The 12,787-nt window shown below is 71.7% G+C and carries 12 protein-coding genes; 8 read left to right on the forward strand and 4 right to left on the reverse strand.

Annotated features, from left to right (window positions below; genetic code table 11):
• Positions 1-31: 31 nt before the first annotated feature.
• The 3 genes from ACH4RC_RS30045 (at position 32) to mqnE (ending at position 2,569) form a co-directional block, all read left to right on the forward strand.
• A complete protein-coding gene (locus ACH4RC_RS30045; protein ID WP_398206502.1) occupies positions 32-712 on the forward strand; it encodes a UbiX family flavin prenyltransferase in 681 nt (226 codons plus the stop codon).
• Positions 713-843: 131 nt separating this feature from the next.
• A complete protein-coding gene (locus tag ACH4RC_RS30050; protein ID WP_398206503.1) occupies positions 844-1,299 on the forward strand; it encodes an Lrp/AsnC family transcriptional regulator in 456 nt (151 codons plus the stop codon).
• A gap of 106 nt (positions 1,300-1,405) precedes the next feature.
• Positions 1,406-2,569 (forward strand): aminofutalosine synthase MqnE, encoded by a 1,164-nt coding sequence (gene mqnE, locus ACH4RC_RS30055; protein WP_398206505.1) that lies wholly within the window; start codon positions 1,406-1,408, stop codon positions 2,567-2,569.
• A gap of 12 nt (positions 2,570-2,581) precedes the next feature.
• Here the strand turns inward: mqnE and ACH4RC_RS30060 are convergent, their stop codons facing one another.
• On the reverse strand, positions 2,582-3,106 hold the full coding sequence (locus tag ACH4RC_RS30060; RefSeq protein ID WP_398206507.1) for a GNAT family N-acetyltransferase: 525 nt from the start codon (positions 3,104-3,106) through the stop codon (positions 2,582-2,584).
• 108 nt (positions 3,107-3,214) lie between these two features.
• On the opposite strand from ACH4RC_RS30060, the gene ACH4RC_RS30065 reads away from it, so the two are divergent.
• From ACH4RC_RS30065 to ACH4RC_RS30075, 3 genes are all read left to right on the forward strand, one after another.
• Positions 3,215-3,508: a DUF4229 domain-containing protein gene (locus tag ACH4RC_RS30065; RefSeq protein ID WP_398206509.1), complete on the forward strand. Its 294-nt coding sequence runs from the start codon at positions 3,215-3,217 to the stop codon at positions 3,506-3,508.
• 380 nt (positions 3,509-3,888) lie between these two features.
• On the forward strand, positions 3,889-5,217 hold the full coding sequence (locus tag ACH4RC_RS30070; RefSeq protein ID WP_398206511.1) for a dicarboxylate/amino acid:cation symporter: 1,329 nt from the start codon (positions 3,889-3,891) through the stop codon (positions 5,215-5,217).
• A gap of 147 nt (positions 5,218-5,364) precedes the next feature.
• On the forward strand, positions 5,365-5,979 hold the full coding sequence (locus tag ACH4RC_RS30075) for a TetR/AcrR family transcriptional regulator (protein ID WP_398206709.1): 615 nt from the start codon (positions 5,365-5,367) through the stop codon (positions 5,977-5,979).
• Here the strand turns inward: ACH4RC_RS30075 and ACH4RC_RS30080 are convergent.
• Positions 5,965-6,819 (reverse strand): MaoC family dehydratase, encoded by an 855-nt coding sequence (locus tag ACH4RC_RS30080; protein WP_398206513.1) that lies wholly within the window; start codon positions 6,817-6,819, stop codon positions 5,965-5,967. The genes ACH4RC_RS30075 and ACH4RC_RS30080 overlap by 15 nt on opposite strands.
• Before the next feature lie 290 nt (positions 6,820-7,109).
• A complete protein-coding gene (locus ACH4RC_RS30085) occupies positions 7,110-8,456 on the reverse strand; it encodes a 3-oxoacyl-ACP reductase (protein ID WP_398206515.1) in 1,347 nt (448 codons plus the stop codon).
• A gap of 69 nt (positions 8,457-8,525) precedes the next feature.
• On the opposite strand from ACH4RC_RS30085, the gene ACH4RC_RS30090 reads away from it, so the two are divergent.
• Positions 8,526-9,821, forward strand: a complete 1,296-nt coding sequence (locus tag ACH4RC_RS30090) for an acetyl-CoA C-acetyltransferase (protein ID WP_398206516.1) — start codon at positions 8,526-8,528, stop codon at positions 9,819-9,821.
• 5 nt (positions 9,822-9,826) lie between these two features.
• On the opposite strand, the gene ACH4RC_RS30095 is transcribed toward ACH4RC_RS30090, so the two are convergent.
• Positions 9,827-10,669 carry a helix-turn-helix domain-containing protein gene (locus ACH4RC_RS30095; protein WP_398206518.1) on the reverse strand — a complete coding sequence of 281 codons (843 nt, stop codon included), beginning with the start codon at positions 10,667-10,669 and terminating at the stop codon, positions 9,827-9,829.
• A 269-nt stretch (positions 10,670-10,938) separates the two neighbouring features.
• Between ACH4RC_RS30095 and ACH4RC_RS30100 the strand changes: the two genes are divergently transcribed.
• Complete coding sequence (locus tag ACH4RC_RS30100) at positions 10,939-12,303, forward strand: MFS transporter (RefSeq protein WP_398206520.1); 1,365 nt, start codon at positions 10,939-10,941, stop codon at positions 12,301-12,303.
• The last annotated feature ends 484 nt before the right edge of the window (positions 12,304-12,787 follow it).

Raw genomic sequence — 12,787 nt, forward strand, 5'->3', positions numbered from 1 at the left:
CCCCTGCCGGGGCGCCGGATAGGCTCGTGGTGTGGAGCACGTTAACGCACCGAGCCGCAGGCCCTGGGTGGTCGGGGTGTCCGGCGCATCCGGGACCCCGTACGCCGCCTCGGTGCTGCGTGCGCTCATTGCCGCGGGCGAGGCCGTGGATCTGGTCGTCTCGCGCGCGTCGCGGCTCACCCTGCTCGACGAGACAGGCATCGCGTTCCGCGACGCGCACTGGCGCGAGGACCTCGCGCAGTGGCTGGCGCGGGGCGCGGACGGCAAGCCGGACACGTTCGGGGACCTCGGCACCGGCGACGTGAAGTACTGGCCGGCCGGTGATCTGGCGGCGGGCCCGTCCTCGGGCTCGTACCAGGCCAAAGGCATGATCATCGTTCCCGCCTCGACGGCCTGCGTGGCCGGTGTGGCGCTCGGCCTGTCGAAGGACCTGTTGCAGCGCGCGGCGAGCGTGACGCTCAAGGAGGGGCGCAGGCTGGTCGTCGCGGTCCGGGAGACGCCGCTGAACGGGCAGACTCTCAAGCACCTCGTGACGCTCGACGAGGCGGGCGCGATCGTGCTGCCGGCGTCTCCGGCGTTCTACGCGGGCGCGACGCACATCCAGGATCTGGTGGACTTCGTCGCGGGCCGGGCGCTCGACGCGGCAGGGGTGCCGCACACGCTGTACCGCCGCTGGGAGGGCGAGCTGGGGGGAGGCTCGCGTCAGCCGTAGCGGCGCACTGCAGCGGCGCACCGCAGCGGTGCACACCTCTCAGCTTCAGTTATTACAGGCGTTAACCCCGTGCGCCTTGGTTTCTGTACGTAAGCTCGCGTCAACGCTGAACAATGAAAGGCTTCGGACCTATGGACGCCGTGGACAGGCAGCTCATCCAGGCCCTGCGCGAGAACGGCCGCGCCTCGTATGCGGAGTTGGGCCGACTCGTCGGCCTGTCCGGGCCGAGCGTCACGGACCGCATCAACCGCCTGGAGTCGGCGGGTGTGATCACCGGGTACCGGGCCACCGTCGACTCCGCCTCGCTGGGCCTCGGTGTGACCGCCCTCATCGGCATCTCGCTCTCCGACGCCGCCGACCACGAGGACGTCGCGCACCGTCTGAAGGACCTGCACGAGATCGAGGACTGCTGGTTCATCGCGGGCGACGACTCGTACATGCTCAAGGTGCGTGTGGGTGACGTGGACGGCCTGGAGAAGACGATCCGCCGCCTCAGCGGCACCAAGGGCGTCTCCCGCACCCGCACCACGATCGTGCTCTCCACGAAGTGGGAGAACCGGGTCGGGGAGCTGCCCGAAGAGGTCTGAGAGGTGTGAGCGCGGCGCTGTCGGAGGCTGGGCGTACGGTGGAGCGGACTCGAGGGCCAAAGGCGGTCACAAGGGTCGAAGGGTCGTTGTGAGGAGAGGTACGGGCATGGACGCAGGGCTCAAGCGCGAGCTGGAGCAGAAGGTCAGGGACGGTGAGCGGCTGTCCCGTGAGGACGGCATCGCGCTGTACGAGTCGGACGACCTGGCCTGGCTCGGCGGTCTCGCCCACGAGGTGCGCACGCGCAAGAACGGCGACGTGGTGCACTTCAACGTCAACCGGCACCTCAACATGACCAATGTGTGCACCGCCTCGTGCGCCTACTGCTCGTTCCAGCGCAAGCCGGGCGAGAAGGACGCGTACACGATGCGCATCGAGGAGGCCGTCAAGCTCGCCAAGGCGATGGAGTCGGAGAACCTCACCGAGCTGCACATCGTCAACGGCCTGCACCCGAACCTGCCGTGGCGCTACTACCCGCGCTCCCTGAAGGCTCTCAAGGAGGCGCTGCCGGACGTCGGCCTCAAGGCGTTCACGGCCACCGAGATCCACCACTTCGAGAAGATCTCGGGCCTCACCGCCTCCGAGATCCTCGACGAGCTGATCGACGCGGGCCTGGAGTCGCTGACCGGCGGCGGCGCCGAGATCTTCGACTGGGAGATCCGGCAGCACATCGTCGACCACGACACCCACTGGGAGGACTGGTCGCGCATCCACCGCCTGGCGCACGAGAAGGGCCTCAAGACGCCCTCGACGATGCTGTACGGGCACATCGAGGAGCCCCGTCACCGCGTCGACCACGTGCTTCGCCTGCGCGAGCTGCAGGACGAGACCGGCGGTTTCCAGGTCTTCATCCCGCTGCGCTACCAGCACGACTTCGTCGACATGAAGGACGGCAAGGTCAGGAACCGCCTCCAGGCGCGCACCACGATGGCGACGGGCGCGGAGGCGCTGAAGACCTTCGCGGTCTCGCGGCTGCTGTTCGACAACGTGCCGCACGTGAAGTGCTTCTGGGTCATGCACGGCCTGCACACCACGCAGCTCGCGCTCCAGCACGGCGCGGACGACATGGACGGCTCGGTCGTCGAGTACAAGATCACGCACGACGCGGACAACTACGGCACGCCGTCCAAGCTGACCCGCGAGGACCTGCTCGATCTGATCCGCGACGCCGGGTTCAAGCCGGTCGAGCGCAATACGCGCTACGAGATCATCCGCGAGTACGACGGCCCGGACCCGGCCCGCCGCGACGAGCCGCAGCCGATGCGGGTCTGAGGCTCCCGGGGTTCAGTTCAGCGGCAGCATCATGTGGACGTCGTCCCGGTCGTCCCCCGGGGCGACCCGGATGGCGCCCGGGACCCGGCCGACCTCCTTGTAGCCGCACGCCGCGTAGAAGCGGTCGGCGCCCGTGCCGCCGCGGCAGGTCAGGCGCAGCGCCTCGATCCCGTCGAAGGTGCGGGCCGTCTCCTCCGCCGTGGCCATGAGGGCGCGGCCCTGCCCCTGGCCTTGCAGCGCGGGGTGGACCATCACCACGTAGAGCCACAGGTGGTGCTTCATCAGGCGGTGCTGGTTGTACGCGAGGAACGCCGTCGCCGCCACTGTGCCGTGTGCGTCGCGCCCGACGAGCAGCCGTGTGCGGCCCTCCGCGATCTCGGTCAGGCGCCTGTCCAGCTCGGGCCGGACGGCGTCGGGGGTGACGGGCGGAACGAAGCCGACGGCTCCACCGGCGTTCGACACGTCGGTCCACAGAGCCAGAACCTCGTCACGCAGCGCCTGGTCCACGACGGGATCCAACTCGAAAGTAAGTGCCATAGGTGGACCGTACCCATTACGGGCGGGACCGCTCAACACGTTTCGCCGGGCGCGTGCTTCACTGGGGGGACCATTTCGCAACGGATCGCAACGGAAGAGTGGATTGAGATGCTCCGCTACACGCTGATGCGCCTCGGGGTCTTCGCGGGCTGCTTCCTCGTCGTCTGGGGTCTCGTCGCCACCGGCATCGTTCCGCGCGGCCTGGGCGGCTCGAACTACCTCTGGATCGCACTGCTCGCCCTCGTCGTCTCCGCGCCCCTCAGCTTCGTGCTGCTGCGCGGCGAGCGTGACCGGGCCTCCGAGAAGATCGTCGCCCGCGTGGACCGCGCCAAGGCGAACATGGAGGCCAACCGCTCCATGGAGGACGAGGCGGACGACGCCGCCCGCGCCCACGGCGCGTAATCCGGCTCACACCCACAAGCGCCGCACCCGCCCCCGCCACCGCACAGGTGGCGGGGCGCCTGCGTTTTCAAGGCATCCGTGGCTTTTGCTGCCACACGCTCCGCCTATTCCCCAAAGAAGCCCTTTGATGTTCTCAAAGCACTGGTGTTAACGTGCTTGTCATGAAGACGGCAGCCGCGCACCGCACAGCCCTGAGCGTTCCGCTCGTGGCGCGCCTGCATGTCGATCTCTGCCGCTGCGTGTCCGCGGCGTGTCGCGCCTGACGCGATCGACCCCGCCGCAGCGAGCGCCGCTGACCTGATCTCTCGTCTCACGGTCGCCGCTCCCGTACGTACGTACGTCCCCGCCTTGTCCCCGCGCGTTATCACTGGAGTGCTTCCGTGTCCGCGAACACCACCCCCACCGACGCCAAGCCCGCGTCGGGCTTCCGCATACCGAAGATCCCGTTCTGGGCGCAGATCCTGGGCGGTCTCGTCCTCGGTGTGCTGCTCGGCTGGCTCGCCCGCAGCCAGGACATAGCGTGGCTGGTCACGACCCTCGACAAGGTCGGCCACATCTTCGTCCAGCTCCTCAAGCTGGCGGTCGCCCCGCTCGTCTTCTTCGCGATCCTGGTGTCGATCACCAACCTCCGCAAGGTCAACAACGCGGCGCGGCTCGCGACCCGCACCCTGCTCTGGTTCATGATCACGTCGCTGATCGCGGTCGCCATCGGCCTCGCCATCGGCCTGCTCACCAACCCGGGCGCCGGCACCGGACTCACCCCGAAGGACGGCGCCAAGCCGGACCACGCGGGCTCCTGGCTCGACTTCCTGACCGGCATCATCCCGACGGACGTCATCACGCCGTTCACCGAGCTGAACGTCCTGCAGATCGTCTTCATGGCCGTGGTCGCCGGTATCGCGATCCTCCAGATCGGCGAGAAGGCCAAGCCGATCCTCACCCTCTCCGAGTCGATCCTGGAGCTGCTCCAGAAGGCCCTGTGGTGGGTCATCAAGCTCGCGCCGATCGGGACCATCGGCCTCATCGGCTACGCGATCGCCACCTACGGCTGGGACCTGATCAGCAAGTACGCGACGTTCACCGCCGACATCTACGTCGGCTGCGCCCTGGTCCTCTTCGGCGTCTACCCGCTGCTGCTCGCGACCGTCGCCAAGCTGAACCCGCTCCAGTTCTTCAAGGGCGCCTGGCCCGCCATCCAGCTGGCCTTCGTCTCCCGCTCCTCGGTCGGCACCATGCCGCTGACCCAGAAGGTCACCGAGCGCCTCGGCGTCCCGAAGGAGTACGCCTCCTTCTCCGTCCCGTTCGGCGCCACGACCAAGATGGACGGCTGCGCCGCGATCTACCCGGCGATCGCCGCGATCTTCGTCGCGCAGATCTTCGACATCGACCTCTCCGTCGGTGACTACCTGCTCATCGCCTTCGTCTCGGTGATCGGCTCCGCCGCCACGGCCGGCCTCACCGGCGCCACGGTCATGCTGACCCTGACGCTGTCCACGCTCGGCCTGCCGATGGAGGGCGTCGGCCTGCTCCTCGCGATCGACCCGATCCTGGACATGATGCGCACGGCCACGAACGTCGCCGGGCAGGCCCTCGTCCCGGTGATCGTCTCGGCCCGCGAGAAGATCCTCGACCACGACGCCTACGACAACGCCACCTCCTCCCCGGTGGATGAGCCGCAGCAGTCGGCGCCGGTCTCCGTCGCCGCCTGACGTCCCCCGGTTCGTACACCGGCCCGTGCCCCGCTCCCGGATCTCCGGGGGCGGGGCACAGCCGTAGGCTGACCTGTCGGAAGCAGGACGCGGTGGAAGGCGGCAGGGGTGGGCGGGGACGTGCGGTCCGGGGCGGGGCAGAAGAGGATGCCGCGGGCCGAGCGCGAGCGGCAGATGCTGGACGCGGCGGTACGGGTGTTCGGGGAGCGGGGCTACCGGGCGGCGTCGATGGACGACATCGCCGAACTCGCCGGGGTCTCCAAACCGCTGGTGTACCTGTACCTGAACTCGAAGGAGGACCTGTTCACCGCCTGTATCAGGCGTGAGGCGGCGGCGCTCGTCGCAGCCGTGCGGGCAGGGGTCCGCACCGACGTACCGGCCGACCAGCAACTATGGGACGGCCTCACCGCGTTCTTCGCGCACACCGCCGAGCGGCCCGACGGCTGGGCGGTGCTGCACAGCCAGGCCCGCTCCGGCGGCGACCCGTTCGTCGCGAAGGTCGGGGCGATGCGCGAGGAGATCGTCGCGTTCGTGACGTCCCTGATCGCGAAGGCGGCGCGCGAGGCGCACGAGGACCCGGGCCCGGCCGAGCGCGAGATCACGGGGCTCGCGCAGGCGCTGGTCGGCGCGGCGGAGGCGCTCGCCGGATGGGCCAACACCTCGTCCGTCCCGGCCAAGGAGGCCGCCACGACGATGATGAACTTCGCGTGGTCGGGCCTCGGCAACCTCATGGACGGACGACGCTGGTCAGCCCAGCGCTGACACCTCGCCGCCGAGGTGCACCCGGCCGCTCCCGGCCGCCCGCAGCTCGAAGGCGGTCTCCTTGGCCGCGTACGTCACCGTGCTTGGCAGCAGCACGGGCGCCTTGAACCGCGCCTGTACCTGGACGGGCCCGGCCGCGCCGAACTCCGCGAGGCACCGGGCCACGGTCCACATGCCGTGGGCGATGGCGCGCGGGAAGCCGAAGACGCGGGCGGTCAGCGGATGCAGATGGATGGGGTTGCGGTCCCTGGAAGCGGCCCCGTACCGCCGCCCGAGATCACCGGAGAGCGCCCACTCACGGAGCGCGGGAAGCGGCTCGTACGGGTCGGCCTGCTCCGGAGCGCCGCCACCGCTCGTCCTGTGCCGCGCCAGATACGTACTGGTGGACTCCCAGACGAGCTCTTCCCCCGAGCGGAGTTCGGTCCGCACGACGGCCTCGGTGCCGCGCCGATGCCCCCGCAGCCCTTCCACGCGCACGGCCAGCTCGTACGTCTCCTCGACGGACAGACTCCGCCGCTGCGTGATGCCGATCGACGTGTGGACGAGCCCGAGCAGCGGCAGGGGGAACGCCCGCTCCGACATCAGCCGCATGGCCGCCGGAAAGGCGACGACGTGCGGATACGTGACCGGAAGCTCGGCCCGCCCGGTCGGGAAGGCGCAGACGCGCTCGTACGCGGCGAGGTGCGCCTGCGACACCCGGAGCCCGGGAAGGGCGAGCCGTGTGCCGGGCACCTCGGCGTCCGGCCGGGGCCGCTTCAGAGGGGACAGGAGTGCGCCGCGGGCCATGAGGGGGACGAGGGACGGGAGGGAGGTGAGGGTGAGGGTACGAGGAGCGGTCATGGCGGGTCCTCCGGGGAAGGGGGGCGGGGCGTGTCGCGAGGCGGGCGGGGCCTGCGCCACACGCCTCGGGCGACGGCGAAGGTCGGGGTGTGTCGCGAGGCGGGCGGGGCCTGCGCCACACGCCTCGGGCGACGGCGAAGGTCGGGGCGTGTCGCGAGGCGGGCGGAACTCTCGCCACACGCCTCGGGCGACGGCGAAGGTCGGGGCGTGTTGCGAGGCAGGCGGGACATGCGCGACACGCCTCGGGCGACGGCGACGGCGACGGCGACGACGGCGACCGGGCCCGGCGTTCACGCACCCAGCAGGCTCTGCCCGCACACCCGGACGACCTGTCCGTTCACCGCACCGGAGGCCGGGGAGGCGAACCACGCAGTGGTCTCCGCGACATCTACGGGAAGCCCGCCCTGCCCGAGGGAGTTCATCCGGCGCCCGGCCTCGCGGATGAAGAGGGGGACGGCCGCGGTCATCTTCGTCTCGATGAACCCGGGGGCCACCGCGTTCACCGTGACGCCGTGCTCGGCGAGGGCGCGGGGCGCGAGGGAACGGACGAGGCCGATGACGCCCGCCTTGCTGGCCGCGTAGTTGGTCTGGCCGGTGTTGCCCGCGATGCCCGCGATGGAGGCCGTGGCGACGATGGAGCCGCCGCGCCGCAACGCGCCCGCCTTCAACAGGCTGTCGGTGGTCCGCAGGACGCCGGCGAGATTCACGTCGAGCACCGAACGCCACCGCTCGGCGGGCATGTTGGCGAGGCGCCGGTCGCGCGTGATGCCCGCGTTGTGCACGAGGATGTCGAGCCCGCCGTCACCGGTGAACCCGGCGATGCGCTCACCGGCGTCCTCGGCCGTGATGTCCAGCGGCAGGGCCCGCCCGCCCAGCCGCTCCGCGACCTTCGAGAGGTCGGCCTCGGCGGACGGCACGTCGAGCAGAACGACCCGCGCCCCGTCCCGTACGAGGGTCTCGGCGACGGCCTCGCCGATGCCGCGCGCGGCGCCGGTGACGAGCGCGGTGCGCCCGGCGAGGGGCGCGGCCCAGTCTTCGAGGGGAGCCGGCTCCCCGTCCGGCGCTCCCACCTCGATCACCTGGCCGCTCACGTACGCGGACCGGGGCGAGAGCAGGAACCGCAGGGTGGACTCGGCCGCGCCGACCGCCCCCGCGACCCGCACCAGGTTCACCGTGCGACCGCGCCCGATCTCCTTGCCGAGGGAGCGGACGAACCCTTCGAGCGCCTGCTGCGCGGCCGCCTGGTGGTGATCGTCAGGGGAGAGCGGCGCCCCGAGCACGATCACCCGCCCGCTCGTGGCGAGGGAGCGGACGACGGGATGCAGGGCGGCATGCACCTCGGCGAGCGCGTCCAGGTCCGCGGCGGCGGTCGCGTCGACGACGACACCGACGGGCCGGGCCGCCTCCAGATCCCGCCCGGAGAGCGAACCGCGCACGTCGAGCCCGGTACGGCCGAGCAGCTCCGACAACTCACCGCGCCAGGCGGAGGCCCCGGCGGTGAAGTGCAGCAGTTGCCCACTGAACTCCGGGTGTTCCGCGGTCCAACGGCGCAGGCGAGCGGGCTGGGGCAGGCCCGTGCGGCGGGTCAGGAAGCGGCCGGGGGCCGTGCCGGTGAAGTTCAGATAGCGATCGGCCATTGTCCAACTCCCTGCGCGGTCGTAAATTTACTTCTGAGTAAGGTTACTCAGTAGTCAGGAGTTGTCGAGATGGTACGCCCCGCCAAAACCCCGGCACCGCCCCGCCGAGTCGCCGTCATCGGCGGCAGCCGCATCCCGTTCGCGCGCTCCGACGGCCCGTACGCGACCGCCTCCAACCAGGAGATGCTGACCGTGGCCCTGGACGGTCTAGTGGGCCGCTTCGACTTGCGGGAGCCGGGCGCGGTCGGCGAGTTCGTGGCCGGGGCCGTGCTCAAGCACAGCCGCGACTTCAACCTCGCGCGCGAGACCGTGCTCGGCTCGATGCTGGATCCGCGCACCCCTGCGTACGACATCCAGCAGGCGTGCGGCACGGGTCTCCAGGCGGTGATCGCCGCCGCCAACAAGATCGCGCTCGGCCAGACGGAGAGCGCGGTCGCGGGCGGCTCGGACACGGCCAGCGACGCCCCGCTCGGCGTCAACGACGAGCTGCGCAGGATCCTGCTCGAGGCCCGCCGCGCCAAGTCGGCCGGTGCCCGCCTGCGGGCGCTGTCCCGGATCAGGCCCGGCCACCTCGTACCGGACATCCCGCGCAACGCGGAGCCCCGTACCGGCCTGTCGATGGGCGAGCACGCGGCGGTCACGGCCCGCGAGTGGGGCATCGCCCGCGAGGACCAGGACGCACTGGCCGCCACCAGTCACCAGCGTCTGGCGGCGGCGTACGACCGCGGCTTCCTCGACGACCTGGTGGTCGCCTACCGCGGCCTGGAACGCGACCAGAACCTGCGCCCCGGCTCAACGGCCGAGAAGCTGGCGACACTGAGACCGGTCTTCGGCGTGAAGGACCCCGACCCGACCATGACGGCGGGCAATTCGACGCCGTTGACGGACGGCGCGGCGGTGGTGCTGCTCGCCGGCGAGGAGTGGGCGAAGGCGCGCGGCCTGGAACCGCTCGCGTACCTGACGGCGTACGAGACGGCGGCGGTCGACTTCGCCGGCGGCGACGTGACCGGCGGAGGCGGCGACGGGCTCCTCATGGCGCCCGCGTACGCGGTGCCGCGGATGCTGGCACGGGCCGGACTCGGCATCGAGGACTTCGACCTGATCGAGGTGCACGAGGCGTTCGCGTCCCAGGTCCTGGCGACGCTCGCCGCATGGGAGAAGCAGGGCCTGGCGCCGGTCGACCGGGAGCGCCTGAACGTGGCGGGATCGTCCCTGGCGACCGGTCACCCGTTCGCGGCGACGGGAGCGAGGATCGTGGCGACGCTCGCCAAGTTGCTGTCGGAACGCGACGGTACGGGCCGCGGCCTGATCTCCGTCTGCGCGGCGGGCGGCCAGGGCGTGACGGCGATCCTGGAACGCGCGTAGTCGGCTCAGGCGTGCGCGGCGGTATCGAGCCGCAACAGCGCCTCCTCGTCCGGGGATCCGGCCGGTGCCTGGTAGACGACCAGGCGCTGGCCGCCCGTACGGGCGAGCTGCATGACCTCGTACGTGAGCGTCATCCCGCCCACCTTCGGATGGTCGAAGACCTTGGTGCCGCCACTGCGCTCACACACGTCGTACCGATCCCACATACGTGCGAACTCGGGTGACTTGAGCAGCAGTTCGCCCACGAGCCGGGCCATTTTCGGATCATCGGGATCGGTTCCGCCGACGGCCCGCAGGTGCGCCACCGACTTGGCGACGGTCTCCTCCCACGGCACGTACAGGGACCGCCCCGCCGGGTGCAGGAAGAGGTAGCGGGTGACATTGCGCTCCTCGGGCGGCAGGTCCCACAGGCCGGGCAGCAGACGGCGCCCCGCCGGGTTGGCGGCCAGCATGTAGCTGTGCCGGCTGACCACGTACGCGGGCATGGGCCGCAGCGCCTCCAGCATCTGCAGCACGGACTCACGCACCGTGTCGTCACCCGTCGGATGCGGCACGGTGAGCCGTCCGGACGCCAACTCGGCCAGCTCATGCAGGCGTTCATGGGCTTCGCCCCGCAGGCGCAGGGCGCGGCTGAGGGCGTCGATCACGGCGGTCGACGGGTTGGTCTCGCGCCCCCGCTCCAGCCGGGTGTAGTAGTCGACGCTCACCCCGGCGAGCGTCGCCAGCTCCTCGCGGCGCAGCCCAGGGGTGCGGCGCAGCCCCGTCCCGGCGGGCAGCCCCGCGTCGGCGGGGGTGACCTGCGCCCTGCGGGCCCGCAGATATCTGCCCAGTTCCGTGGTGTCAGCCATACCGCCCATTGTCCACAGAGAGCCAGGGGCGTGGGGGGCCGTGTCAGGACCAGGAACGCGGCGCCCCGGTGGGAAGCGGCCTGCCACTTCGCGCGGGGCGCCACGAGAGTGGAGCCCGTTGCGGGTGGCTGGGGCCACCGGGCCCAGGGAGTGCACGTCACAGGTCCGCGGCTCAGGGGCCCCACCCACCCGCACAAGCCCTCTTCCGCGCGTATCTGGAGGTCGTTCACGTGACGCTCACACACCCCGGCACTCGCACTGTCGCACCCGTGCGGGTTGCCCGGCCGAGTGGCGGGACCGCGCTCGTGGCGGCGCTGCTCGGCTTCACGATCATCACCGTCGACGTGTCGGCCGTGAACATCGCGCTGCCCGGCATCCGGGCGTCGCTGCACGGCGGCATGACCGGACTGCAATGGGTGGTGGACGCGTACACGCTGATGTTCGCGGGTCTGATGCTGTCCGCCGGGGCGCTCTCCGACCGGGCCGGGGCGCGCCGCGCCTACGCCTGGGGCACCGCACTCTTCACCCTCGCCTCCCTGGCCTGCGCGCTGGCACCGTCCATCGGGGCGCTCGTGACGGCTCGGGTCGTGCAGGGCGGGGCCGCGGCGATCCTGATGCCGGCGTCACTCGCGCTGATCAGACAGGCGTACGAGGACGCGCGGCGCCGGGCGCGGGCGATCGCCCTGTGGACGGTGGGCGGTTCGGTGGCGATGGCGGCGGGCCCGGTACTCGGCGGTGTGCTGACCGAGACGGTGGGCTGGCGGGCGGTGTTCTTCCTGAACCTGCCGGTGGGCGCGGCGATCGTCACGCTGCTCGCGAAGGTGGCGCCGTCGCCGCGCAGGCCGGCACCGCTGGACGTGCCGGGCCAGGTGACGGCGGTGCTGACACTCGCCGGGCTGACCTTCGCGGTGATCGAGGGCGGGCACGCGGGCTGGACGTCGACGCCGGTCCTGCTGTCGGCCGGGGTGGCCGTGCTCTCGGCCGTGGCGTTCTACGTGACCGAGAAGCGGCACCGGGCGCCCATGGTGCCGCTGCCCATGCTCCGCTCGCGCACCGTCTCCGTCGCCCTCGCGGTCGGCTTCGCGATCAACGTGGCGTTCTACGGGCTCGTCTTCATGCTGGGGCTCTACCTCCAGCAGGCGCGAGGCATGTCGGCGCTGACGGCGGGGCTGGTGTTCGTGCCGCTGGCGGCGATCATCACGGGGACGAACCTGGTGTCGCCGCGCATGGCGGAGCGCTTCGGCCGGAGGCCGGTCATCGTGGTGGGCCAACTGGTGCTTGCGGCGGCCATGTTCGTGTTGCTGCCCCTGTCGGCCCACACGCCGATGTGGCTGCTGCTGCTGATGCTCGTCCCTACGGGGCTGGGCGGGGCGTTCGCCATTCCGGCGGTGACCGCGATGCTGATGGACTCCGTCCCCGGGGGGCGGGTCGGTACGGCGTCCGGGCTCCTCAACGCGTTCCGGCAGACGGGTGGGGCGCTGGCCGTGGCCCTCTTCGGAACGCTCGTCGTAGCGGGGAGCGGGGGCGCGTCCTTCTCGATGCCGGGCATGCGGATGAGCCTGCTGGCCGCGGGGTCCCTCCTGTGCGCAACCGCTGCGCTGGCGGCTGCCCTCCTACCCCGACGCACGTCGTAGGGCCCCCCGGGGTCACCGGGTCCTTGCCCGCCGCCGGGGGTACCACCTTGCCCGCCCTGCCGCCCTTGGGCCCCCGGACGGAGCCTGTGGGAGGCAGATCACCCAAGGCGAAACGGTGCACCGGGGTGCACCCGGCGACGGGGCGGGGCACAGGGCGCTTGGCGACGGGTCGGGCCACCGGGCCGCGCCCGGCGACGGGGCGGTGCAGCGGGGTGCGCCCGGCGACGGGGCGATGCACCGAGGTGCGCTCGGTGTCGGGGCGGTGTACCGGGCCGCACTCGGTGTCGGGGCGGGCCACCGGGCCGCGCTCGGCCATAGGGCGGGCCACCGGGGTGCACTCGGCCACGGGGCGGGCCACCGGGCCGCGCTCGGCCATAGGGCGGGCCACTGGGGTGCACTCGGCCACGGGGCGGGCCACCGGGCCGCGCTCGGCCATAGGGCGGGCCACTGGGGTGCACTCGGCCACGGGGCGGGCCACCGGGCC

This window comes from Streptomyces sp. NPDC016845, assembly GCF_044332585.1.
In the GTDB taxonomy this organism is placed as follows: Bacteria; Actinomycetota; Actinomycetes; order Streptomycetales; family Streptomycetaceae; genus Streptomyces.